The organism is Winogradskyella sp., assembly GCF_013213835.1.
In the GTDB taxonomy this organism is placed as follows: domain Bacteria; phylum Bacteroidota; class Bacteroidia; order Flavobacteriales; family Flavobacteriaceae; genus Winogradskyella.
On sequence record NZ_JABSSU010000001.1, the window covers coordinates 101045 to 124358 of the forward strand.

Sequence of the window (23314 nt, forward strand, 5' to 3'; positions counted from 1 at the left end):
GGTCTTCTTCAAACCTCTAAACCGCGCAACCAAATAACAATTAAAACGAAGAACAAAAATGGCAATATTAAATTTTCAGAAGCCTGACAAGGTAATCATGATCGATTCTACTGATTTTGAAGGTAAGTTTGAATTCAGACCTTTAGAACCAGGATACGGATTAACAGTAGGTAATGCATTAAGAAGAGTTTTGTTATCTTCTTTAGAAGGTTTTGCAATTACATCTGTAAGAATAGAAGGTGTAGAGCACGAATTCTATACAATTTCTGGTGTAGTTGAAGACGTTACTGAAATGATCTTAAACTTAAAGCAAGTTAACTTTAAGCGTCAAATTGACGAAGTTGATAACGAAACTGTTACAATTTCAATCTCTGGACAAGATCAAATTACTGCAGGTGACTTCCAGAAGTTTATCTCTGGTTTCCAAGTATTAAATACAGACTTAGTAATCTGTAACTTAGATCCTAAGGTAAACATCAACATGGAGATTACTATAGAAAAAGGTAGAGGTTATGTGCCAGCAGAGGAGAACAAAAAAGCTTCTGCACCTATCGGGACAATCTTTACAGATTCTATTTACACGCCAATAAAGAATGTTAAGTATGGTATCGAGAACTTCCGTGTTGAGCAAAAGACGGATTATGAAAAATTAGTTTTCGAAATTATTACTGACGGATCTATTCACCCAAAAGATGCTTTAACAGAAGCAGCTAAAATATTAATTCACCACTTCATGTTATTCTCGGATGAGCGTATCACTCTTGAAGCTGATGAAATAGCACAAACAGAAACTTATGATGAAGAATCACTTCACATGAGACAATTATTGAAAACTAAATTAGTTGATATGGATTTGTCTGTACGTGCACTTAACTGTTTAAAAGCTGCAGAAGTTGATACATTAGGTGATTTAGTATCATTTAATAAAAATGACTTAATGAAATTTAGAAACTTTGGTAAGAAGTCTTTAACTGAGCTAGAAGAGCTTGTAAACGTTAAAGGTCTTAACTTCGGAATGGATTTAAGCAAATATAAATTAGATAAAGATTAAGGATTGTCATTCCTTTGAAAGCAGGAATCTCATTCTACAAATACAATTATTAATAATCATATTTTGCTCCTCGAATTAACGAGTTTGGTAGCAAGATGATAAAACAAAAGTCATGAGACACGGAAAAAAATTCAACCACTTAGGAAGAAAAACAGCTCACAGAAAAGCAATGTTGGCAAATATGGCTTGTTCTTTAATAGAGCACAAGCGTATCAACACTACAGTTGCAAAAGCAAAAGCTTTAAAACAATTTGTTGAGCCTTTAGTAACTAAATCTAAAGAAGACACTACACACAACAGACGTATTGTAATGTCTAAGTTAAAGCAAAAGCAAGCTGTAACTGAATTATTTAGAGATGTAGCTGCTAAAGTTGGTGATCGTCCAGGTGGATATACACGTATCATTAAGTTAGGTAACCGTTTAGGTGATAACGCTGATATGGCAATGATAGAATTAGTAGATTACAATGAGTTATACAACGCTGGTAAGCCTGCTAAGAAAACAACTCGTAGAAGTAGAAGAGGTGGAAAGAAAGCTGTTGCGGCTGCTGCACCAGTAGAAACTAAAGCTACGAACGAAGAAGAATAAAAATGCATTTAAGACGAACCAACTTCCAATCATCTTTTACTATAGATTTAGGACAGTTATTCGTTTTTAAAAAATCTCGATTATCGAGTGTTAATAAGCATTAATAAATATGAAGGATAAACTTTTTTAGTTTATCCTTTTTTTTTGGAATTTTGCAAAACTCATTTCTGTACAAACAGAAATCTTTTTAAATATTGCACATGAAATATAAACAACGAAAAAAGGCATTAATTCTATTAGCAGATGGAACAATTTTTCATGGAAAGTCTATAGGTAAAGAAGGCACTTCATTTGGTGAAGTATGTTTTAATACTGGAACTACTGGTTATCAAGAAATTTTTACTGATCCTTCATACTTTGGGCAATTAATGGTTACTACCAATGCACATATTGGTAATTACGGTACTAAAGAAGAAGAGGTTGAATCTGATACAGTAAAGATTGCTGGTCTTATTTGTAAGAACTTTAGTTTTGAGTATTCAAGACCTGGTGGCGATGCGTCGTTAGAAGAGTTTTTCGAAAAGCACAACACTATGGCAATTGCGGATGTAGATACAAGAGCTTTAGTAAGTTATATCAGGGATCATGGCGCAATGAATGCCGTAATTACTACAGATGTAGATAATGTTGCTGCATTAAAGGAACAGTTAGCTGAGCAACCAAAAATGGAAGGTTTAGAATTGGCTTCAAAAGTATCTACAAAAGAGCCATATTATTTTGGTGATGAAAATGCGACGTATAAAATTTCAGCTTTAGATATTGGTATTAAGAAGAATATCCTTAGAAATTTAGCAAGTAGAGATGCATATATTAAAGTATTTCCACATAATGCTAAATTTGAAGAATTAGAGGCTTTTAATCCAGATGGTTATTTTATTTCTAATGGACCTGGCGATCCAGAACCATTAGTAGAGGCACAAGCTGTTGCTAAAGAAATTATAGAAAAGAATAAGCCATTATTCGGAATTTGTTTAGGTCATCAAGTTATTGCATTAGCTAATGGAATTTCGACTTACAAAATGCATAATGGACATAGAGGAATAAATCACCCAGTAAAAAACTTAATTACAGGTAAAGGTGAAATCACATCTCAAAACCATGGGTTTGCTATCAATAGAGAAGAAACTGAAGCAAATGAGAATGTAGAAATTACGCATGTGCATCTTAATGACAATACTGTAGCTGGTATAAAAATTAAAGATAAAAATTGCTTCTCGGTACAGTATCATCCAGAAGCAAGTCCTGGACCAAACGATTCGGTCTATTTATTCGATCAATTTATTGAGAATATAAAGAATAGTTAATAGGAAAAACGCAACAAAATTTTACATTTGTTGCGTTTTTTTAGTTACGAAAACATTATCGTAAATATTAATCCTAATAAGGCGTTTTCACAAGGAAATCAGCCATCAATTTAGTAAATTTGAACATATAACATTTAAACTAAAAACTTAATATAATGAGCATTATAGTTAACGTACACGCAAGACAAATTTTAGATTCGAGAGGTAACCCTACAGTAGAAGTAGATGTTGTTACAGAAAGTGGAATAATGGGAAGAGCTGCTGTGCCTTCAGGAGCTTCTACAGGAGAACACGAAGCTGTTGAGTTAAGAGATGGTGGAGATACTTACATGGGTAAAGGTGTTTCTAAAGCTGTAGAGAATGTTAATTCTGTAATTGCTCAAGAATTACTTGGTGTTTCCGTTTTTGAACAAAACGCTATCGATAAATTAATGATTGAGTTAGACGGTACAACAAACAAATCTAAATTAGGTGCTAATGCTATTTTAGGTGTGTCTTTGGCTGTTGCTAAAGCTGCTGCTAACGAATTAGGTATGCCATTATACAGATATGTTGGTGGAGTTTCAGCAAATACATTACCAGTACCAATGATGAATATCATTAATGGTGGTTCTCATAGTGATGCACCAATCGCATTCCAAGAGTTTATGGTAATGCCAGTAAAGGCGAAGAACTTTACGCATGCAATGCAAATGGGTACTGAGATTTTCCATAACCTTAAGAAAGTATTACACGATAGAAGTTTAAGTACTGCAGTAGGTGATGAAGGTGGTTTTGCACCAAACTTGGCAGGTGGAACAGAAGATGCTTTAGATTCTATAAAATTAGCAGTTGAGAAAGCTGGATATACTTTTGGTGATGATGTTAAGATTGCATTAGACTGTGCTTCGGCTGAGTTTTATGTAGATGGTAAATACGATTACACGAAGTTTGAAGGTGATAAAGGTGTGGTAAGAACATCTGAGGAACAAGCTGAATACTTGGCTGAGCTAGCTTCAAAATATCCTATCATTTCTATTGAAGATGGAATGGATGAAAACGATTGGGATGGTTGGAAGTTATTAACTGAAAAAATCGGTGATAAAGTACAATTAGTAGGTGACGATTTATTTGTAACTAATGTTGAGCGCTTATCTCGTGGTATTGAAAACGGGATTGCAAACTCTATCTTAATTAAAGTAAACCAAATCGGTACTTTAACAGAAACTATTTCTGCAGTAAACATGGCACATAATGCAGGTTATACATCTGTAATGTCTCATAGGTCTGGAGAAACTGAAGATAACACAATTGCTGATTTAGCTGTAGCATTAAATACAGGTCAGATTAAAACTGGTTCTGCTTCTCGTTCTGATAGAATGGCAAAATACAACCAGTTATTACGCATTGAAGAAGAATTAGCTGATGTAGCTTATTTTCCACAAGAGAACGCGTTTAAAGTGAAGTAATTTATACTTATTTTAATCAAAAATATTGAAGGCGATTATCAAGCGATAATCGCTTTTCTTTTTTATAGAGTTTCTAGATGCTTCAATTGTTAAATCGATTGTAAAACTCCTTCCGAAATCGTTTGATATTTTGTAATTTTACGGTCCTTATAAATTCACAATAAACTAATATTTAAATATGTCAGAAAAAGCTACCTTAGAAATTAATGGTGACAAGTTTGATTTGCCTATAAAAGTAGGCACAGAAAACGAAGTTGCTATTGATATTAAAACTTTGAGAAGTGCAACAGGAGGTGTAATTACTATTGATCCTGGTTACAAAAACACGGGAAGTTGCGAAAGCGCCATTACATTCTTAGATGGTGAAAAAGGAATTCTAAGGTATAGAGGTTATTCAATTGAGGAATTAGCTGAAAAGGCTGATTTCCTAGAGGTTGCATATCTTTTGATTTTTGGTGAATTACCAACTGAAGAGCAACTTTCAAAATTTGAAAGTGACATTAAAGAAGAGTCTGTTGTAGATGATGATATTAAGAAGATTTTAGATGCTTTCCCTAAAGCAGCACATCCAATGGGTGTGCTATCTTCTTTAACGAGTGCGTTAACAGCATTTTATCCTGCTTCTGTAGATGTAAGATCTGAAGAAGCAATGTATCATGCAATTGTTAAGATCATGGCTAAGTTTCCAATTCTTGTAGCATGGACCATGCGAAAGAAACAAGGATTGCCTTTAGAATACGGAGATGATAATTTGGGTTATGTTGAGAACGTCCTTAAAATGATGTTTAAGAAGCCTAATAGTGAATATGTTCAAAATTCAATTCTTGTTGATGCTTTAGATAAGTTATTGATACTTCATGCTGATCATGAGCAAAACTGTTCTGCGTCTACAGTAAGAATTGCAGGTTCTTCACATGCCGGACTATTTGTTTCTCTAGCGTCTGGTATTTCAGCACTTTGGGGACCATTACATGGTGGGGCTAACCAAGCAGTATTAGAAATGCTTGAAGCTATTAAAGAAGATGGTGGCGACACTAAGAAGTATATGGCTAAAGCAAAAGACAAAGAAGATCCATTCCGTCTTATGGGCTTTGGGCACAGAGTATATAAAAACTTTGACCCAAGAGCTAGAATTATCAAAAAGGCTGCTGATGAAGTATTAGGTGACTTAGGTGTTGAAGATCCAATTTTAGATATTGCTAAAGGTCTTGAACAAGAAGCTTTAGATGATCAATACTTTGTGGATAGAAAGTTATACCCTAATGTAGATTTCTATTCGGGAATAATCTATAGAGCAATGGGTATTCCTGTAGAAATGTTTACAGTAATGTTTGCACTAGGTCGCTTGCCGGGTTGGATTGCCCAATGGAGAGAAATGCGTCTAAGAAAAGAGCCGATTGGTCGTCCTCGTCAGTTATACACTGGTGAAACCTATAGACCTTTCAAAACAATTAACGAAAGATAAGAAATCTCTTAAATGATAAAAAAGCTTCATAATAATTATGAAGCTTTTGTATTTTAGGCTTTATGAAATTAAACATAAACAACGAAACTTCGCGATTAAGAGCAGTGGTATTAGGAACTGCAAAGAGTAATGGGCCAATACCTTCAATTGAAGAAGCTTATGATCCAAAATCAATCGAACACATCAAAGCTGGCACATATCCACTAGAAGAGGATATGATTAAAGAAATGGAAGCTGTTGCAAATGTGTTGAAGAAGTATGATGTAAAAGTTTATAGACCAGAGGTAATAAAGGATTATAATCAGATATTCTCGAGAGATATTTCGTTTGTAATAGAAGATAAAATTATTATTGCCAATATTTTGCCTAACCGAGAGCGAGAGATAGATGCCATAGAACATGTTTGGGCTTTAATTGACAAGGAAAGTAGGATTAAACTACCTGAGGAATGTCATGTAGAAGGTGGTGATGTTATGCCTTGGAATGAATATATTTTTATAGGTACATATACTGGCGAAGATTATCCAGATTTTATCACTGCAAGAACAAATATTCAGGCTGTAAATGCTATTCAAGAGTTATTTCCTCATAAAAAGGTAAAAGCTTTTGAGCTTAGAAAGTCAAATACAAATCCAAAAGAAAATGCCTTGCATTTAGATTGTTGTTTTCAGCCAATAGGAAAAGATAAAGCTATTATTCATAAAAATGGATTTTTGGTTGAAAGTGAGTACCAGTGGTTGGTTGATTACTTTGGAAAAGGCAATGTCTTTGAAATTACAAAGGAGGAAATGTATAATATGAATAGTAACATATTTTCAATTTCTGAAGATATTATCATTTCAGAACAAAACTTCACTAGATTAAATACTTGGTTACGACAAAATGGCTTTACAGTAGAAGAAGTCCCTTATGCTGAGATTGCGAAGCAAGAAGGTTTACTACGTTGCTCAACAATGCCACTAATAAGAGATTAAATTACTTGCTTTTTCATTATTAATGATTTTCATTTGTCAAAATTAATTTAACATGAAAATTTTTACACTACTACTTTTATTTTCTTTACCGCTATATTCTCAAGTTAATTTTCAAAAGGGTTATATAATTGATAATTCTAATAATAAATTTGAATGTTTAATAAAAAACAAGGATTGGAAAAAGAGTCCTGAGGAAATAATTTATAAGTTAAGTGATAATTCTCGGGAAGAAAAAATATCGCTTAGTGAATTAAAAGAGTTTAGAATACAAAATACAGATAATTTTTACAAAAGGCGTAGTGTAAATAAACAGTTGGTGGGTTCATTTTGGGAGGAGATGAAACTATCAAATAATATGGTATTGCTTAGAGTATTAGTTGAAGGGCAATCTGATTTGTTGGAGGTTCATACTAATGGAAAATACTATTTTTTTTATGAAAGGGATGACGTCTTAGTGATGCTTGACTATGAACGTACAGTTGATGAGAATAATAAGATAAAAGAAAATGCGAAGTATAAAAAGCAGCTTTATGATAATTTTAAGTGCAAAAATTTCACTTTAAAAGACTACTCTTCCTTGAGATATAATAGTACAAAGTTATCAGATTTCTTTTCTGAATATAATGATTGTATGGGTGAAGGTTATACCAACTTACATAAAAAAAGAACAAAAACTAAAATAAAATTAAAGTTAAAAGGTGGTATGAATTTTAATTCGAGTGTTACAGATAAAGCGAGTGGCTATTTACTATCTTATACAACACCACCTTTTTCAGGAAGTCCATTTGGTGAGGATGTAGTAAGAAATTATGGCGGTATTAGTAATTATAATGTAAGCAATTATTCTTCTTTTGGATTTGAGTTGGAAATGCGTTTACCCTTTGGACAAAATAATTGGAGTTTATTTATTGCACCAAATTATCATAATATACAGGAAGTAGAAGAGAGTATCGCTTTTACAGAACCTAATATTGCAAATTTCGAGATTACTTCTACATTGTCTTATTCATTTATTCAGGCTCCTTTAGGTATAAGGCATTATTTTGACATTAGTGATAACTTAGAATTGTTTTCACAATTAGCTTATTCACAGAGTATTATTATGAGTTCTAGTCAAAATACTGTTATCGAAGAGGAATCTATATCTCCGACACCTTATTTTTTTCGACGAAAAGCAAATATGGACAAAAAATCCAATTCAGGCGGTTTTTTTGGTATAGGATTGACTTATGCAAATAAATATATGGTAGAAATTAATTATTACAGCTTAGGAATAAATTTAGATGATGACTATCAAATGAATATGAAAGGATTTTCTATAAACGCCGCTTTTACCATTTTTTAGCTTTAATTCCGATATAAAAAGTAATTATTTACTAGGATTATATATTCTTGCTTAGCTTCATCCTCGCTGATATCTTGTACTTGAAATAAAGCATTTGTCTTAAATGCATTAATAATTGGTTTACGACTATTTGGTCTACCATAATCGTTAGTCGCCTTTTTATAATAAGCATATAATCTAAGAAGGAAATCCGCAGGAAACGGCTCGGTATGTTCATTAATGCGTTTTACCGCATCTTCAAATGTTTTATGTAATTCTTCTGGTGTCATTTCATTTCTGCAATGATACTCTCGCCTCCTCTTACTTTTTGATTAAGCTCAACTTTAATATCAGCATCTAAAGGTAGAAATAAATCTACTCTTGAACCAAATTTAATGAATCCAGAGTCAGCACCTTGCACTGCTGTGTCATTCGGTTTTGCATAGTTGACAATACGTTTAGCCAATGCACCTGCTATCTGTCTGTATAGTACTTTACCAAAACCTTCGTTTTCAACAACAACTGTAGTACGCTCGTTTTCTTCACTAGCTTTTGGATGCCAAGCTACTAAATACTTTCCAGGATGATATTTACTAAAGCTTACGTTACCACTTATTGGGTATCGTGTAACATGAACATTTAAAGGTGACATAAATACAGAAACTTGAATACGTTTGTCCTTAAAAACTTCGTTTTCCATTACTTCCTCAATAACAACAACTTTACCGTCAACCGGTGAAAGTGCATGTTTTTCGTTTGGGTGTGTATGTCTTTTAGGATTTCTAAAGAATTGAAGAATTAGAATAAAGAAAACCAAAACGGTAATCATCAATCCTTTTCGTATCCATTCATTTAGGATGAACTCGTCAATTAGAAAAAAAGATCCAACTACAATGACGAGTGTTATAAATATAATTTTATGTCCTTCTTTATGAAACATAACTTGATATAATTCTTAAAAATAAATATATAAATGGTGATGCAAAGATAATACTATCTAATCGATCTAAAATACCTCCATGACCAGGCATTAATACTCCACTATCTTTAACTTCTGCTTGTCTTTTAAATTTTGATTCTATTAAGTCACCAAATGTACCTAGAACGCTAACCGTAATAGCGAGTATTAACCAACTTGTAAAGCTCAATGTTGCTGTGTAAATGAATATGAAATAACTTGAAACACAGGCAATAAATAAACCACCAAGAAATCCCTCAACGGTCTTTTTTGGTGAAATACTTGGAAAAAGTTTTTGCTTACCTAAATTTTTTCCAACCATATATGCACCACTATCGTTAATCCATATCAAAATGAAAGATCCTAATAATAAAAGTGGTGAAAACGTATTGTGATAATGCGCAATAAGTAATAAAAATATGAAGCTGCTTGATAAATAAAAAGTAGTTAGGACGTATCTTTTTGATTCGAACAATGGTATTTTTCTTGAGGTGAATAAATCTTTTAGAAGTAAAAGATTTACAAAAATCGAAATCACTAAAAGGATTTGAACCGCTTCATCTGAACCTTTGAAATCTGCATTGTAAATTGAAAAGAAACAAAAACCAAAATAAAGAACAATAAATATGATGTATTGTATGTAAGACTTTAACTTAATTAGTTTGCTAAACTCAATTAAACTTAAAAACCCAAAAACGGCGAAAAGCAGCACTAATGCCGTTTCATTCAAGAGCGACATAATAAGTAAGGCTGCATATACAATACCAGATAATGTTCTAATGAATAATTCTTTCATTATAAATCTTCAAGTAAAAGTAGATAGAGATCTTTTGCACTACTTCCGTAAGTTAAAAAGTCTTTATCATCAGCAGTTTTGAAGTGCTTTATCGTGGTAATATTAGTCGGAATTTTATTCTTGTTTTTTTCCTTAATTCCTTTTAAGCCTTCACCAATATTTTCAACAAATTGACTAGTAGTGGCATAGATAATAAAATGATGAGGTAGTTCTTTAAGTTTCTTCTCTGCTATTTGATTTGAAGAGATGAGTAATGAGCCATCATCCGAAATTAAATATTCACAAGTAGATAGAAAATAAGAACTCTCAGAAATTTTATTGGTAGAATTAAGGCTTAAGTCTTTAAATAATTCTTTTAGGCGGTCATCTATTAAGAAAGCTTTTTTATCCTGCCAATCATTTTCCGTTAATATGGCATTGAAACTTTCTTTTATTTCGTCTAAGTTTTCGCAATACAAAAACTTACCTCCATTGGCTTTAAAATTTATGGTAAACCTCTCATCAGCAGGAAGTTTTATTTCTGGCATGTATTTGCCACGCTCTTGATTTGGTACTTGATCTGAAGTCTCAGATTTTTTACCGAAGAGTCTACGAAATATGCTCATTTAAATACTGCTATTATTATCAATATGAGGGATTCCTACCAAAGATAAAAAATCTTAAATTAATTACTATTAATTTAAGATTTTTATAAAAACACTATTGGTTTATTCTTCTTCTTCGGCTAATGTTTTGTCCTTATCAAACTCTCTTTTACCAAAGATTTTTTCTAGGTTATCCTTAAAGATTACTTCTTTTTCAAGCAAGACTTCAGCAAGTTCTGTAAGTTTATCTTTGTTTTCTTCAAGCAGTTTTACTGCTCTATCATACTGCTTTTCAATAATATCTGATATCTCCTTGTCAATTAAAACAGCAGTTTCTTCACTATATGGTTTTGTAAATCCGTATTCAGATTGACCTGTTGAATCATAATAGGTTAAATTACCTACTTTGTCACTTAAGCCATAAACCGTCACCATAGCTCTAGCTTGTTTAGTTACTTTTTCTAAGTCACTAAGGGCACCAGTTGAAATCTTATTGAAGATAACTTGTTCAGCAGCTCTACCACCAAGTGCAGCACACATTTCATCAAGCATTTGTTCTGGTCTCACTATTAGTCGTTCTTCTGGTAAGTACCAAGCAGCACCGAGAGAGCGTCCTCTAGGTACAATGGTTACTTTTACCAAAGGCGCTGCATGTTCAAGCATCCAGCTCACAGTAGCGTGACCTGCCTCGTGGAAAGCGACAGCTCTTTTTTCTTCAGGAGTTATGATTTTATTTTTCTTTTCTAGACCACCAATAATTCTGTCTACAGCATCTAAAAAGTCTTGTTTGTTAACCGCTTTCTTTCCTTTTCTTGCAGCTATAAGTGCTGCTTCGTTACAAACATTAGCTATATCCGCACCAGAAAACCCTGGTGTTTGCTTAGCAAGGAAATCGACATCTAAAGTTTCTTCCTTTTTTAGTGGACGCAGATGCACTTCGAAGATCTCCTTACGCTCTCTTACGTCTGGTAAATCCACATAAATTTGTCTGTCAAAACGCCCAGCACGCATTAAAGCACTATCTAAAACGTCAGCTCTGTTTGTAGCTGCTAAAACAATAACATTAGTGTTTGTCCCAAAACCATCCATTTCGGTAAGTAATTGGTTTAAGGTGTTTTCGCGTTCATCATTAGAACCAGAGAAGTTGTTTTTACCTCTTGCTCTACCTATAGCATCAATTTCGTCAATAAAGATAATTGACGGTGATTTTTCTTTAGCTTGCTTAAATAGATCTCTTACACGAGACGCACCAACACCTACAAACATCTCAACAAAATCTGAACCAGAGAGCGAGAAGAAAGGTACTTTAGCTTCACCTGCTACTGCTTTTGCTAATAAGGTTTTACCTGTTCCTGGAGGTCCTACAAGTAATGCTCCTTTAGGAATTTTACCACCAAGTGATGTGTATTTTTCAGGAAACTTTAAAAAGTCTACAATTTCTTGCACCTCTTCTTTTGCACCTTCTAAGCCAGCAACATCTTTAAATGACGTTTTAGTATCTGTTTTTTCATCAAACAGTTTAGCCTTAGATTTACCTATATTGAAGATCTGACCACCAGCACCGCCGCCACCACCAGCAGACATTCGGCGCATTATAAAAATCCAAACCGCAATAATTAATACAAATGGCAATAGTGTAAGAAGAATATCACCGAATAAATTTTGTTCAATATCGGCATCTCTAGTTGTTGCTAAGTCATTTTCTGCAATTATGGTGTCAATCTGGTTTTCAAAATTTTGAAGATCACCAAATTTTAGTGTGTAGTTTGGTTCATTAAATGAAGGCAGTAATCCTTTTGATTTAGAGTTTTTATGTACTTCTTTTTCAAGTGCTTCTTTAGTAAGATAAACTTTAGCAGTTTTTGTATTACTAACAATCATTACTTCTTTTACATCTCCACTTTCTAAATAAGATATAAATTCAGAAGTTTTAATCTCTTTAGTGTTTTGGAATGCACCTCCACCAAATAATTGGATTGATAGGAATACGGCAATGATAACGCCATATATCCAATAAGGGTTTACTTTTGGTTTTTTATTAAGATTTTTATTGTCTTTTGCCATTATAAGCTTTTTATCTTTTTAGTAACTAGATTCAATTTGGGTTGTTTTAGCGTCTCCCCAAAGACTTTCAATATCGTAATACTCTCTTATGTGTTTTTGAAAAACATGCACAACAACATTGACATAATCCAAAAGCACCCATTCCGCATTATCCGTTCCTTCTATATGCCAAGGCTTATCTTTAGAATTTTTACTTACTTGTTTTTGAATGGAATTAACGATAGCATTAACCTGTGTATTTGAAGTACCTTCACAAACGATAAAATAATCACATACAGTATTTTCTATTTCTCTTAAATCTAGAATTGTTATTTCTTTTCCTTTTACCTCTTCTATACCAGCTATAATTAACGTAATGAGTTGGTCTACATTGGTTTTTTCTTTCGTCATTAAATTGAATTAAATTTGTGCAAAGTTATTATTTTTTTAGTTCTTGTAAGTCTTATTTTTCATAAGAAAACCATAAAAACTACCACATTCTCATGTATATAATCAAACTTGGTGCCATTGAGTCAACAAATTCTTTTCTTAAAGACATGACTGCAACAAAAATACCTAAGGATTATACTGTTGTAGTTGCGGAACATCAAACTCAAGGTAGAGGTCAAATGGGGACTGTTTGGAATGCCGAAGATGGTAAAAACCTTACAATGAGCGTCTTCAAGATCGTTTCTAAATTTAAAGTTGATTCCCAATATTACATTAGCATGGTAGTTGCTTTGGCTGTTCATGATGCTTTATTGAGCTTTAACATACCGAGATTATCTATCAAATGGCCAAACGACATTTTGTCAGAAAACAAGAAAATATGTGGTATTCTTATTGAAAATGTCATTAAAAACAATAGCATTCAAGGAACTGTAATTGGGATAGGTCTTAATGTAAATCAAAAGAATTTCGAAGGATTACCAAAGGCATCTTCATTAAGCTTAATTACCGGTGTTATTTATAATAAAGATGAAATTCTTTCTGAAATTCTATCGAAACTAAAGTGGTACTTTAATTCATTAAAGAATGGTGAATATGATATTATTCAAATAAAGTATGAATCGCTACTCTTTAGAAAAGAAAAACCTTCAACCTTTAAACTTTCTAACGATAGCATAATTACTGGTATCATTAAAGGAGTGTCTAAAGATGGAAAGTTAAACGTTTGGTTAGAGGATGATATTATACAGTCTTTCGACCTAAAAGAAATTGAGTTGTTATACTAAACTGCCGTTTTCATATTTTCAACCAGTGTCTCAATGAATTTGGTAATTGGACCTTTAACCATCATTGCCATCATTGCGTTAAATTGAGCAGTAAACGATAGTTGAACTTCAGTCTTGTTTGTGTCTATTTCTTGAATATTACCTATTAAGGAGAAATCTAATTTTCCGCCAGCTGCACCCAAAACAACTTTACTATTAGGAATAGCTTCTTTTTTCTTTAAGATGATTTCTGGCATTCCTTTTAAGGCAAAAAGAAATTTGTCATTATCGAGAACTTCAAATTTGCTAATGTTTTCTGGCATTAGATTTTCAAAATTCTTAACATCAGACAAAAAGTTAAAAGTTTCTTCTGCCGACTTATCCAAGGTAACCTTAGGTGATTCTAAATTCATAATTTTATTTTTTATTCAAAAAAGCAATATCAAATAACATTCCATTCGCTTGGGTTGGCATTCCATTGTGCTAAAATGTCTTGTTGTTTCTCTGTTATATATTTTGTTTCTAAAGCTTGTTCGAGCAGACTTTCATAATTGCCCAAGGTGTGTAAGTCTATGTTGGCTGCTTCAAAATTTTCTTTAGCTACGTCAAATCCATAAGAAAAAATAGCAACCATACCTTTAATGGTAACTTCGGCTTCCTTAAGAGCCTTTACTGCATTAAGACTACTTTTTCCTGTACTAATAAGATCTTCTACAACAACTACAGTTTGTCCTTTACTAATGTGACCTTCAATTTGGTTTTGTCTACCATGTTTTTTTGCTTCTGGTCTAACATAAACAAAGGGAAGATTTAAATATTCAGCTACTAATGCACCTATTCCAATTGCTCCTGTTGCAACACCAGCTATAACATCTGGTTTTCCATAGGTATTTTCGATGTGCTTGGCCATGGTCTCTCTAATATAATTTCTTATAAGCGGATAGGAAAGTACAATTCTATTATCACAATAAATTGGTGATTTCCAGCCAGATGCCCATGTAAATGGTTCATTAGGTTGCAGTTTTATCGCGTTAATTTGAAGCAATAGTTCTGCTGTCTTTTTTGCAGTATCTTTATTAAAAATCATGGGATAAAATTAATGAATTTTAAAGGCTAAAAAGTTTAATTTCAATTTAAGTTTTTAACAACTGACTATCTTCTAAAAAATGATATTTTTACAACATTAATGCTTGATTAGATTATAATTTCGATGTATACCATTTTCGTAGGTCAAAAACCCATAATACTTACTACAAAAATTGAGAAAGAGATAAATTATAAGACCTTTCTTCTTAAATCTGTCAATATTGGAAAAGTGATAAAACTGCTAGTTAGCACAGACTTAAAAGGTGTTTGTTTAGTAGATAAACATAAAGATAAACTTCTAAAATTATTTTTGAATCTGTTGCCCAATGTAGTAGCAGGTGGAGGTAAAGTTTATAATGATAAAAAAGAAGTTTTATTTATTTACAGAAATAATAAATGGGATTTACCAAAAGGTAAAATTGAAAATAATGAAACAATAGAAAACACCTCAATTAGAGAAGTGGAAGAGGAAACAGGAGTAAACGGTCTGAGAATTACAAAGCCATTGCCAACTACTTACCATATTTTTAAACGTAATGGAAAGCATAAGATTAAAATAACTTATTGGTTTGAAATGGAAACTAAGTATAATGGAAAGCTTTATCCTCAAATTAAAGAAGGCATAACAAAAGTAGAATGGCTTAATGAAAAAGCTTCTCTTGAAGCGCTAGAAAATAGTTATGCGAATATCAAACTTCTTATGTAGGTATTCTTACCTAAAATTAAACAAACCATCTATTTTTTTGTTAATGTTTCTTAAATTTTAAAGGAAAGAGCTTTCTCAATACTCATATTGTTTAACTTTGAATGAATAAATTTAAACAAAAAGCAATGAGTAAAATTTTACACTTCCGATCCCCAAATCTGAAGATTAGCCTATTTGTTTTTATTCTCAGTTTATTTTCTATTAGCTATGCTCAAAAAAGTTCAGGATGGTGTGGTAACATTCATGAATTTGAATTCAGTAATGGTAATGAGTCAGTAACAATCGAGAATAATGCTACTTATGACATAAATGAATTACCTCATGGTTTTTATGTCAATTCCTTAATTGACGGTTATTCCCAGAGTCTCAGATATAGGGTTAAAAATCTTGATACTGGTGAAATTTATAATATTATCGAGAATTTTTTGCCATATACTTACCCAGCAGGTGGAAATGAGTGGGATTTAGGAACTGGAACATTTAAAGTTACGGCGAGACTGTATTTTAGAAACGGTGGAAGAGGTTGGATTTGTGACAAAAAGTCAATCAAATTTACAATTACTGATCCGCCATGTTTGGCTGAAGCAGGGACATTAACAGCGACATCGAGTAGTGTATGTTCGACGGGCGAGGTTATGATATCCGCCCAAGCTAATGGTGATGCAGTAGTACCATCAGATTACAGTGTATTATATGTATTAACTCAAGGGGATGGATTAGTAATCCAACAGGTAAGTGCTACACCAGACTTTACAGTACAAGGTGGGGGCGATTACACGATTCATACGTTAGTTTACCCAAATGGTTTAGACTTAAGCATTGTAGAATTAGGGGTAACGACAGGCTTTGATGTCAATAGTTTATTGATTCAAGGCGGTGGAGAGTTATGTGCATCGTTAGATGTAGCAGGAGCACCGATCCATATCACTAATCCAGACGCGGGTACCTTAACAGCGACATCATCTACTGTAACACTAGATGGAGGGTCAGCAATGATATCAGCAACACCAAATGGTGATGCAAATCAACCAAATGGTTACAGTACATTATTTGTATTAACCCAAGGAGATGGTTTAGTGATAGAACAAGTAGGTGGTACACCAGACTTCACAGTAACTGAGGCAGGAGATTACACGATTCATACGTTAGTATATCCAAGTGATTTAGACTTAAGCATTGTACAGTTAGGTGTAACAACAGGCTTTGATGTCAATAGTTTATTAGTACAAGGTGGTGGATCAGTATGTGCATCTTTAGATGTAGCTGGGGCACCGATAACTGTGGAACACGAAAAATGTACTGCACAAGCTGGTACACTTTTTACAGAACATCCGTTACAATGTTTATATAATGGTGTAGCAACAATTTCTGCAGTAATTGATGAAGCTCCTTCAGTTCCTATTGGTTATGTACAGTTATATGTCTTGACAGACGCTTTTGATTTAACCATTTTGAATGTGAATACAATACCAGAGTTTACCATAAATCATTCTGGATTTTATAGAATTCATAGTTTAGTATATGATCCAAGTACATTAGATTTAAGTATTGTACAGTTCGGAGTAACGACAGGCTTTGATGTCAATAGTTTATTGATTCAAGGTGGAGGTCAAATATGTGCATCATTAGAGATACATGCACCAGTTAGTCTGGTAGTACCTGGATTCTTTTGTAGCTTCTTTAATAATTTCTTTAGTAGAGGAGAGGCAACCAATGATGTTAATGATTGGGCAAGTGAATTCAATAGTTATGAAACATTTGAAGAATCTATGTTAAATGAATTAACACATACTTCGGTATATCCTAATCCAGTGAGAACTGAATTAAATATAAAGACTGTCGTTTTAGAGAATGAAATTATAAACTACACTATAGCTGATATGCAAGGTAGATTATTAAAACGCGGAATTATATCAACATTATCTGATGACAAACATCAAATAGATATGAATAATTTGAGCAGTGGAACATACATTGTGAATTTGAATTCTAAGTATAGAAACTTCACTACGAAGATTCAAGTAGAATAAGGTATGAGTAAATAATCAATGTATCTAAAGTCACCACAATAGTGGTGGCTTTTTTTAGTCTATTCTAAAAACTGGGTATTGAAGATGTGCCTTTTCATATGAAGGACTGTTTTTGTGGATCCAATCTAATTGAGCGTACCAACTATTAGCAAATTCTTCATCGTAGCTTACCTTAATGTTGTATTCAATTTGAAGCTTTGGGTTTGCTTTAAGCCATAACTTGGCTTTATCTTCCCATACGTAAGGAGAAAATCCTTCTTTCTGCTGAAGAATCGTATCAAAAAAATTCCAATTAAAAAAAGAATCCGGAGCTTGTGGTTCTAAAGTTTCTAGCAGATATCTCATGCCTTCCTGATCAGTGTTTACCATAAAATCTCCAGATTTAAACTTTAGCTTTACTTGAGAAGATTCAACTTTTGTGTCATAATGCAAATAATGCCCTTCATAAGGATTTTTTCTAGTTTGATAATCCTTGATTCTGTAAGACTGTACTGTTAGAATAGTGTCATTCTCTAGTTTTTTAAGTTGAATATTGTTCAATTTAAGTAAATCAATAATATTATACCAACCTTGAGGAATTACATAAGCTTTTGGGATGGTAACGTTCTGCTTTGGTTTAAAATAATTCTTATAAACTACATCTTTTACAAATGGTTTACTCTTATCATACTTTAATCTTTGAGCACCTGTCAATTCACTCTTAATCATTTTTCCTTCAAAACCTTTAAATTTTAATATTGAGGTTTGGGATGTGTCGATAGTCCAAGTTAAAGGATAAGAATCACCATGAGACCATGTATGCTGTTGAGATTCTCTTAATTCTGAAATTTTTCGACCTTGTTCTTCAGTAATTTCAATCATGCTCGTCATGAGTTCATAAGTGCCTTCAACTCTTTGTTTGTATGGCTTAAGCATGTGAGTTTCTACCATAATACCAAGCGTATTAAATAAGGTTGTGTAGCCGGTTGAATATCTTGGTGAATCCATAAACTGGGAAAAACCATTGTCTGGTGTACGATTAAAAACATTGACATAAGGTGTGATGTCCCATGATTTTTCTTGTAGTTTCAATTCTAATTGAGGCATCATTTCATTGTGAAGAAAGTTACCAAGGTTGCCGCCTAATTTATTATGCTGTGTAAATAAATGAGTTAAAGTATATTGATAGTCGGCACCATTACTCACATGATTATCAATAAATATGTCTGGTTTAACCAAATGAAAAATTTCTGCAAAGGCACGTGCATTTCTGGTGTCTGATTTAATAAAATCCCTATTTAGATCATAATTACGCGCATTACCTCTAAAACCATATTCTTTCGGACCATTTTGATTGGTACGTGTCGTTGAATTTCTGTTTAGACTACCGCCAATATTATATATAGGAATAGTAGTCAGAATTGTATTTTTTGGTGCTTCAATTTTTCCTTGAACAAGATCTCTGTAAAGCATCATTGTAGCATCTATACCATCAGATTCCCCAGGATGAATTCCATTATTAATGAGTAAAATCCTATGATTCTTTCGTAATGATTCAAAATCGTTTTTAGTATTTGTAGGATTGTAAATAACTAAATGTAAAGGCTCCCCAGAATCGGTTAGTCCCATTACCTTTATTGAAATTTCATCGTAATTATGAGCTAAATCCTTGTAGTATTGAATCGTTTGTTGATACGTGGCAGTTTCTAGACCTTCACTTTTTTCAAACACGGTGATGAAGTCAACCTCTGATTTATTTTTCTTGTTAGATTCTGAACATGAACTTAGTAGAAGTAATATGATAAATAGTTTTTTCATGACTAATTGATTGTATGTCAAACTTAAAGATTTTAATCTTTAAAATCTTTCTTTTAAGGAAGTTTCAGATAATAAAAATGGTTAATTTTACGTCCCTTCAAAATAACTAAAATGCGACAAACAACAGATACTATTTTAATGATTCGTCCAGTGAATTTTAGGATGAATGAGCAAACTGCTGTGAATAACTATTTTCAAGAAGATATTGCGACGGAAAACGCTCAGATTAATAAAAAGGCGCAACAAGAATTTGATACTTTTGTTGAGAAATTAAGAGCAGTAGGCGTTCATGTTATTGTTGTGAATGATGATGAAACTGCGGATACACCAGACTCTATTTTTCCTAATAATTGGGTAAGTTTTCATGATAATGGTGATGTTGTAATATATCCTATGTTTGCCGAAAACAGAAGACAAGAGAGACGTGAAGATGTCTTTATCACAATAGAAAATGCAGGACATAAGATTGAAAACATTATAGATTATACATCTGCAGAAGACGAAGGTGTATTTTTAGAAGGTACTGGTAGTGTTATATTAGATAGAGTTAACAGAAAAGCTTATTGTGCATTATCTCCAAGAGCCGATGAAGAGTTGTTTATTGAGTTTTGTGAAGATTTTGAATACACTCCTATAATTTTTACAGCTAATCAGTCAGTTAAAGATGAGCGTTTAGCAATATATCATACTAATGTGATGATGTGTGTTGCTGAGAATTTCGCAGTGATATGTTTGGATACCATAGATGACAAAAAGGAACGCAAAAATGTCATTAAGCATTTAAAGCAAGACGGGAAAGAAGTCATTTCAATTACTGAAATTCAAATGCATCAATTTGCGGGTAATATGCTTCAGGTCAGAGGAGAAGATAATCAGCGTTATTTGGTGATGAGTGCCTCAGCTCATAATAGTTTAAACAAAGATCAAGTCAATAAGATTGAAAAGCATTGTCAAATCTTATCAAGTTCTTTAGAAACTATTGAAACGTGTGGTGGTGGTAGCGCACGTTGTATGATGGCAGAGGTGTTTTTGCCAAAACATTAATCTAATTTATCAAAAATATAAGGGCCAAATTCTGCTCCCCAAACATAGTTACCATCAGCGTCAAAACCACGATCCCAAGAAATAACTTTGTTCTCGGTAATTTCTACTTCACTACGAGCATAAGATGCTCCACGCATGGTGCTTATGCATGTGTCATCACCAGTTTTTCCTTTAAAGTGTTTATCGCCTAAACGCTTTAGTACAACTTCACAGCCTTCTTTTAAAGCGATGTCTTCTAAACTTATTGCATCAAAATCTTTAGGTGTTTCCCATTTGCCAATCCATAACGAATCCACATTAAGTTTGTAAACTGCAGAGCTAAAATTACCATCAGAAGTTCTAGTTACTTCATAAATACGTTGGCGGTAAGGTCTATTTTGCATACTGTTTAGTGCTTGTTCTACATATAAGAAATGACCTTTATCTTTCCAGATAGGATACATGTGTAATGAGATATTATAATATGTGGAATCTGCTTTGGCCTGTTTTTCTGAATTAAAAGAACCTTGCATTAAACTAAAAAGCTCTTCTAGTTGCCTATCCTCTTTAGAATTAGTCTTAACCGACTTGCAGCCCAATAAAATTGTAACAATTAAAAATAATGGAATTATACGTTTCATATCATGGTGTTGAAAGGCTAAATATAAATAAAATTAGATTTGAGGACTAGCTTTTGGAAGTTCAACATAGAATTTACTGCCTATATTTTCAGTACTTTCTACCCAAATTCTTCCGCCATTTAGTTCTACTAAATCTTTCGCGATCGTTAGACCAAGTCCTGTGCCTTTTTCATTTTTAGTTCCCACTGTAGTAAAGGCCATATTAGGAATAAATAATTTTTCTATATTTTCTCTCGAGATGCCTACACCAGTATCTTCAATACAAATGAGAGCTTTACCATCAACATCTTCATTAGAAACAGTTATGACATCACCTGTACTAGTAAATTTAACAGCATTAGTAATAAGGTTTTGTATTACAATTTCTATCATACTTCGGTCAGCATACACAAAATCTCTTCTAGATTCGTCAATAAGAACAATTCGTTTGTCTTCAACTTTTTGCTCTACAAGAGAGATTTTAGATTGAAATACTTCCTGAATGTTAAAAAGTTCTGGTTTTGGTTCTAAACTTTGCATTTGTGATTTAGACCAGTTTAATAAATTCAGTAATAGGGATGTTGCATTATTTGCATTTTCACTTAATTCTGGAATTAGTTCTTTAAATTCCTCTTGTGATATATTTTTTTCTTTTAATAAATCTATAAATGCTTTTATTGAAGTGATAGAATCCTTAAGATCATGAGAAACTATTGAAAACAACTTATCTTTTACTTTATTAACTTCTTCTAAATGATGTGTTTGCTCTAAAATAGTTTCGGTTCTAACTTGTTCTTGGGCGAGTTGTTCTTTTTGACTTTGTATAGTGTCTTTGTATTTTTTACTTTTTAGATAGTTGAAAAGTAAAAGCGTTACTAATAAGGCAAGAACACCTAAACTACCAAATAAAACTAGTGGATTATTTAATTTAGACTTCGAATTAGAATCTGGTGATTCTGTCGATTCTCCATTTTTATCTGTTTTATTTGCGGCCGCATTTGTTGGAGTATCATTTTCAATATTAGAGTTAAACAAGTCTAAAGGTTCTGCATCTGTAAGGAATACAGGTTGTTCTTTAGTTGTTAGTTTTTCTTTAAGGTCGTAGTATTTATTTTGCCAAAAAAATGCATTTTGAAAAAAGCCTCGAGTAGAATCTAATGCAATGTGCAGTTTATAATTCTCTAGAAGTGCTTTCTTATCATCTAACTTTTTAGCTATTGCTTGTGCTTCTCCTAGCTGAATAGATGCTAGTTTGACTTTTCTTCTTTGAAGATTGAGATTTCCTATAGCATTTAAAGCACTCATTACACCTTCATCATTACCAGCTTTTCTATTGTATTTTAAACCTTCTACTAAAAATTGAGCTGCCTTTTCGTATTCACGAAAGGCAAGATATTGTGTCCCAAGTTTTGGTAAGATTTCACCTCTAATGGCTTGGTCTTTTTCAGGGTCTAAAAGACGTAGAACTTTTTCGTAATACTCTATAGATTTTCGATGTTCCTTTCTAAGGCCATAAAGATCAGCAATATTTTTAGTGCTAGAAATAATACCATCAGTATCGTCTATTTGTCTTCTAATCAGTAAAGCCTTAAAATTAAAATCTATGGCTTTATCTATCTGATTGGTTTTAAAATATGCTTCTGCTAGATTGTTGTAGGCAGAACTTAATTCATCTACTAAATCTCTTTCTTCAAAAATATCAATGGCAGATAAAGAATTTTCTAATCCAACACTATAGTTTCCTCTTCTTATTTCTATAAGTCCTATGCTGTTACTGACTTTAGCTACGCCAAGCGTATCACTAATTTGTAAATAATAACTCCTTGATCTGTTGTAATTGTCTATAGCGTTATAGTAGTCATTACTGCTACTGTATACCAAACCTCTATAATATGTGGTCTCTGCAAGTCCTTTAATATAATTTAAAGTTTCAGATAGTTTTGCTGTTTGATTTATGTATTGTAGTGCCTTTTTGTATTCTTTAATATTACAAAGCTCTTCTATAAGTTCTAATGACAAATCGACTTTGGTAGAGTCTTGCTCTTGATACGCTAACTTAATTGTAAGATCATCTATTCTATCGTTTTGCGAAAAAACGAAGAATGACATCAACAAAGCAGTTATTAAGAGCGACTGCTTCATCTTTTAATCGTAATAGGACGAAGTATTTTGTTTTGGTAACCAAAACTTGTATAGAGGGAATCCAAGAGTAAGTCAACACAAAACAGTAACAACGTGGTTAATGTTTGATCTTTAAGCATTGTTAATGTTTGGGACATTGTTAATAGCATATCAAAAATGC

General features: G+C 32.8%; 22 protein-coding genes. 11 read left to right on the top strand and 11 right to left on the bottom strand.

The window, feature by feature from the left end; genetic code table 11:
- Window positions 1-58 precede the first annotated feature (58 nt).
- The 7 genes from HRU50_RS00550 (at window position 59) to HRU50_RS00580 (ending at window position 8176) form a co-directional block, all read left to right on the top strand.
- Window positions 59-1051, top strand: a complete 993-nt coding sequence (locus HRU50_RS00550; protein ID WP_296347010.1) for a DNA-directed RNA polymerase subunit alpha — start codon at window positions 59-61, stop codon at window positions 1049-1051.
- Window positions 1052-1163: 112 nt separating this feature from the next.
- On the top strand, window positions 1164-1640 hold the full coding sequence (gene rplQ, locus HRU50_RS00555) for a 50S ribosomal protein L17 (protein ID WP_296347012.1): 477 nt from the start codon (window positions 1164-1166) through the stop codon (window positions 1638-1640).
- Window positions 1641-1840: 200 nt separating this feature from the next.
- Entirely contained in the window at window positions 1841-2944 is a 1104-nt protein-coding gene (gene carA / locus HRU50_RS00560; protein WP_296347014.1) for a glutamine-hydrolyzing carbamoyl-phosphate synthase small subunit, read from the top strand.
- Window positions 2945-3099: 155 nt separating this feature from the next.
- Window positions 3100-4392 (top strand): phosphopyruvate hydratase, encoded by a 1293-nt coding sequence (gene eno / locus HRU50_RS00565; protein WP_296347016.1) that lies wholly within the window; start codon window positions 3100-3102, stop codon window positions 4390-4392.
- A gap of 178 nt (window positions 4393-4570) precedes the next feature.
- On the top strand, window positions 4571-5857 hold the full coding sequence (locus HRU50_RS00570; RefSeq protein ID WP_296347017.1) for a citrate synthase: 1287 nt from the start codon (window positions 4571-4573) through the stop codon (window positions 5855-5857).
- A gap of 62 nt (window positions 5858-5919) precedes the next feature.
- Window positions 5920-6831, top strand: coding sequence for a dimethylarginine dimethylaminohydrolase family protein (locus HRU50_RS00575; RefSeq protein ID WP_296347019.1), 912 nt, complete (start codon window positions 5920-5922; stop codon window positions 6829-6831).
- Window positions 6832-6883: 52 nt separating this feature from the next.
- The gene (locus HRU50_RS00580; RefSeq protein WP_296347021.1) at window positions 6884-8176 is read left to right on the top strand and encodes a hypothetical protein; all 1293 of its coding nucleotides are present in this window, start codon (window positions 6884-6886) and stop codon (window positions 8174-8176) included.
- A gap of 2 nt (window positions 8177-8178) precedes the next feature.
- Here the strand turns inward: HRU50_RS00580 and HRU50_RS00585 are convergent, their stop codons facing one another.
- From HRU50_RS00585 to rsfS, 6 genes are all read right to left on the bottom strand, one after another.
- Window positions 8179-8445, bottom strand: coding sequence for an acyl-CoA-binding protein (locus HRU50_RS00585; protein WP_296347023.1), 267 nt, complete (start codon window positions 8443-8445; stop codon window positions 8179-8181).
- Window positions 8442-9095, bottom strand: coding sequence for a phosphatidylserine decarboxylase family protein (locus tag HRU50_RS00590; RefSeq protein ID WP_296347025.1), 654 nt, complete (start codon window positions 9093-9095; stop codon window positions 8442-8444). Before HRU50_RS00590 ends, HRU50_RS00585 begins: the two co-directional genes overlap by 4 nt.
- Entirely contained in the window at window positions 9085-9909 is an 825-nt protein-coding gene (locus tag HRU50_RS00595) for a phosphatidate cytidylyltransferase (RefSeq protein WP_296347028.1), read from the bottom strand. The genes HRU50_RS00590 and HRU50_RS00595 overlap by 11 nt, the downstream gene beginning before the upstream one ends.
- Complete coding sequence (locus HRU50_RS00600; RefSeq protein WP_296347030.1) at window positions 9909-10514, bottom strand: LUD domain-containing protein; 606 nt, start codon at window positions 10512-10514, stop codon at window positions 9909-9911. The genes HRU50_RS00595 and HRU50_RS00600 overlap by 1 nt, the downstream gene beginning before the upstream one ends.
- 102 nt (window positions 10515-10616) lie before the next feature.
- Complete coding sequence (ftsH, locus tag HRU50_RS00605) at window positions 10617-12557, bottom strand: ATP-dependent zinc metalloprotease FtsH (RefSeq protein ID WP_296347032.1); 1941 nt, start codon at window positions 12555-12557, stop codon at window positions 10617-10619.
- 18 nt (window positions 12558-12575) lie between these two features.
- Window positions 12576-12947, bottom strand: a complete 372-nt coding sequence (gene rsfS, locus HRU50_RS00610) for a ribosome silencing factor (protein ID WP_296347034.1) — start codon at window positions 12945-12947, stop codon at window positions 12576-12578.
- A gap of 92 nt (window positions 12948-13039) precedes the next feature.
- Here rsfS and HRU50_RS00615 point away from each other — a divergent pair, with 92 nt between their 5' ends.
- Window positions 13040-13771: a biotin--[acetyl-CoA-carboxylase] ligase gene (locus tag HRU50_RS00615; protein WP_296347036.1), complete on the top strand. Its 732-nt coding sequence runs from the start codon at window positions 13040-13042 to the stop codon at window positions 13769-13771.
- Here HRU50_RS00615 and HRU50_RS00620 read toward each other — a convergent pair.
- Window positions 13768-14163: an SRPBCC family protein gene (locus tag HRU50_RS00620; protein ID WP_296347038.1), complete on the bottom strand. Its 396-nt coding sequence runs from the start codon at window positions 14161-14163 to the stop codon at window positions 13768-13770. The genes HRU50_RS00615 and HRU50_RS00620 overlap by 4 nt on opposite strands.
- 29 nt (window positions 14164-14192) lie before the next feature.
- Window positions 14193-14837, bottom strand: a complete 645-nt coding sequence (gene pyrE / locus HRU50_RS00625) for an orotate phosphoribosyltransferase (protein WP_296347041.1) — start codon at window positions 14835-14837, stop codon at window positions 14193-14195.
- Between the two features lie 123 nt (window positions 14838-14960).
- On the opposite strand from pyrE, the gene HRU50_RS00630 reads away from it, so the two are divergent.
- Together HRU50_RS00630 and HRU50_RS00635 are read left to right on the top strand one after the other, a co-directional pair.
- Complete coding sequence (locus HRU50_RS00630; protein ID WP_296347043.1) at window positions 14961-15542, top strand: NUDIX domain-containing protein; 582 nt, start codon at window positions 14961-14963, stop codon at window positions 15540-15542.
- A 125-nt stretch (window positions 15543-15667) separates the two neighbouring features.
- Window positions 15668-17572: a T9SS type A sorting domain-containing protein gene (locus tag HRU50_RS00635; RefSeq protein WP_296347044.1), complete on the top strand. Its 1905-nt coding sequence runs from the start codon at window positions 15668-15670 to the stop codon at window positions 17570-17572.
- A gap of 54 nt (window positions 17573-17626) precedes the next feature.
- Here HRU50_RS00635 and HRU50_RS00640 read toward each other — a convergent pair whose 3' ends face one another.
- Window positions 17627-19369, bottom strand: a complete 1743-nt coding sequence (locus HRU50_RS00640) for a M14 family metallopeptidase (RefSeq protein WP_296347046.1) — start codon at window positions 19367-19369, stop codon at window positions 17627-17629.
- A 111-nt stretch (window positions 19370-19480) separates the two neighbouring features.
- On the opposite strand from HRU50_RS00640, the gene ctlX reads away from it, so the two are divergent.
- Complete coding sequence (gene ctlX, locus HRU50_RS00645) at window positions 19481-20413, top strand: citrulline utilization hydrolase CtlX (protein WP_296347048.1); 933 nt, start codon at window positions 19481-19483, stop codon at window positions 20411-20413.
- On the opposite strand, the gene HRU50_RS00650 is transcribed toward ctlX, so the two are convergent.
- Both HRU50_RS00650 and HRU50_RS00655 read right to left on the bottom strand, forming a co-directional pair.
- Complete coding sequence (locus HRU50_RS00650; protein ID WP_296347050.1) at window positions 20410-21033, bottom strand: chromophore lyase CpcT/CpeT; 624 nt, start codon at window positions 21031-21033, stop codon at window positions 20410-20412. The genes ctlX and HRU50_RS00650 overlap by 4 nt on opposite strands.
- A gap of 33 nt (window positions 21034-21066) precedes the next feature.
- Window positions 21067-23154: a tetratricopeptide repeat-containing sensor histidine kinase gene (locus HRU50_RS00655; RefSeq protein ID WP_296347053.1), complete on the bottom strand. Its 2088-nt coding sequence runs from the start codon at window positions 23152-23154 to the stop codon at window positions 21067-21069.
- Window positions 23155-23314 lie beyond the last annotated feature (160 nt).

What these genes read in the sequence shown, in the direction of transcription:
- rplQ (WP_296347012.1), top strand. Translation starts at nt 1,164, where the DNA reads ATGAGACACGGAAAAAAATTCAACCACTTAGGAAGAAAAACAGCTCAC.
- eno (WP_296347016.1), top strand. Translation starts at nt 3,100, where the DNA reads ATGAGCATTATAGTTAACGTACACGCAAGACAAATTTTAGATTCGAGA.
- HRU50_RS00635 (WP_296347044.1), top strand. Translation starts at nt 15,668, where the DNA reads ATGAGTAAAATTTTACACTTCCGATCCCCAAATCTGAAGATTAGCCTA.
- HRU50_RS00620 (WP_296347038.1), bottom strand. Translation starts at nt 14,163, where the DNA reads ATGAATTTAGAATCACCTAAGGTTACCTTGGATAAGTCGGCAGAAGAA.
- HRU50_RS00640 (WP_296347046.1), bottom strand. Translation starts at nt 19,369, where the DNA reads ATGAAAAAACTATTTATCATATTACTTCTACTAAGTTCATGTTCAGAA.
- ctlX (WP_296347048.1), top strand. Translation starts at nt 19,481, where the DNA reads ATGCGACAAACAACAGATACTATTTTAATGATTCGTCCAGTGAATTTT.
- HRU50_RS00550 (WP_296347010.1), top strand. Translation starts at nt 59, where the DNA reads ATGGCAATATTAAATTTTCAGAAGCCTGACAAGGTAATCATGATCGAT.
- HRU50_RS00570 (WP_296347017.1), top strand. Translation starts at nt 4,571, where the DNA reads ATGTCAGAAAAAGCTACCTTAGAAATTAATGGTGACAAGTTTGATTTG.
- HRU50_RS00590 (WP_296347025.1), bottom strand. Translation starts at nt 9,095, where the DNA reads ATGTTTCATAAAGAAGGACATAAAATTATATTTATAACACTCGTCATT.
- HRU50_RS00585 (WP_296347023.1), bottom strand. Translation starts at nt 8,445, where the DNA reads ATGACACCAGAAGAATTACATAAAACATTTGAAGATGCGGTAAAACGC.
- ftsH (WP_296347032.1), bottom strand. Translation starts at nt 12,557, where the DNA reads ATGGCAAAAGACAATAAAAATCTTAATAAAAAACCAAAAGTAAACCCT.
- HRU50_RS00650 (WP_296347050.1), bottom strand. Translation starts at nt 21,033, where the DNA reads ATGAAACGTATAATTCCATTATTTTTAATTGTTACAATTTTATTGGGC.
- HRU50_RS00575 (WP_296347019.1), top strand. Translation starts at nt 5,920, where the DNA reads ATGAAATTAAACATAAACAACGAAACTTCGCGATTAAGAGCAGTGGTA.
- HRU50_RS00615 (WP_296347036.1), top strand. Translation starts at nt 13,040, where the DNA reads ATGTATATAATCAAACTTGGTGCCATTGAGTCAACAAATTCTTTTCTT.
- HRU50_RS00655 (WP_296347053.1), bottom strand. Translation starts at nt 23,154, where the DNA reads ATGAAGCAGTCGCTCTTAATAACTGCTTTGTTGATGTCATTCTTCGTT.
- carA (WP_296347014.1), top strand. Translation starts at nt 1,841, where the DNA reads ATGAAATATAAACAACGAAAAAAGGCATTAATTCTATTAGCAGATGGA.
- pyrE (WP_296347041.1), bottom strand. Translation starts at nt 14,837, where the DNA reads ATGATTTTTAATAAAGATACTGCAAAAAAGACAGCAGAACTATTGCTT.
- HRU50_RS00580 (WP_296347021.1), top strand. Translation starts at nt 6,884, where the DNA reads ATGAAAATTTTTACACTACTACTTTTATTTTCTTTACCGCTATATTCT.
- HRU50_RS00630 (WP_296347043.1), top strand. Translation starts at nt 14,961, where the DNA reads ATGTATACCATTTTCGTAGGTCAAAAACCCATAATACTTACTACAAAA.
- rsfS (WP_296347034.1), bottom strand. Translation starts at nt 12,947, where the DNA reads ATGACGAAAGAAAAAACCAATGTAGACCAACTCATTACGTTAATTATA.
- HRU50_RS00595 (WP_296347028.1), bottom strand. Translation starts at nt 9,909, where the DNA reads ATGAAAGAATTATTCATTAGAACATTATCTGGTATTGTATATGCAGCC.
- HRU50_RS00600 (WP_296347030.1), bottom strand. Translation starts at nt 10,514, where the DNA reads ATGAGCATATTTCGTAGACTCTTCGGTAAAAAATCTGAGACTTCAGAT.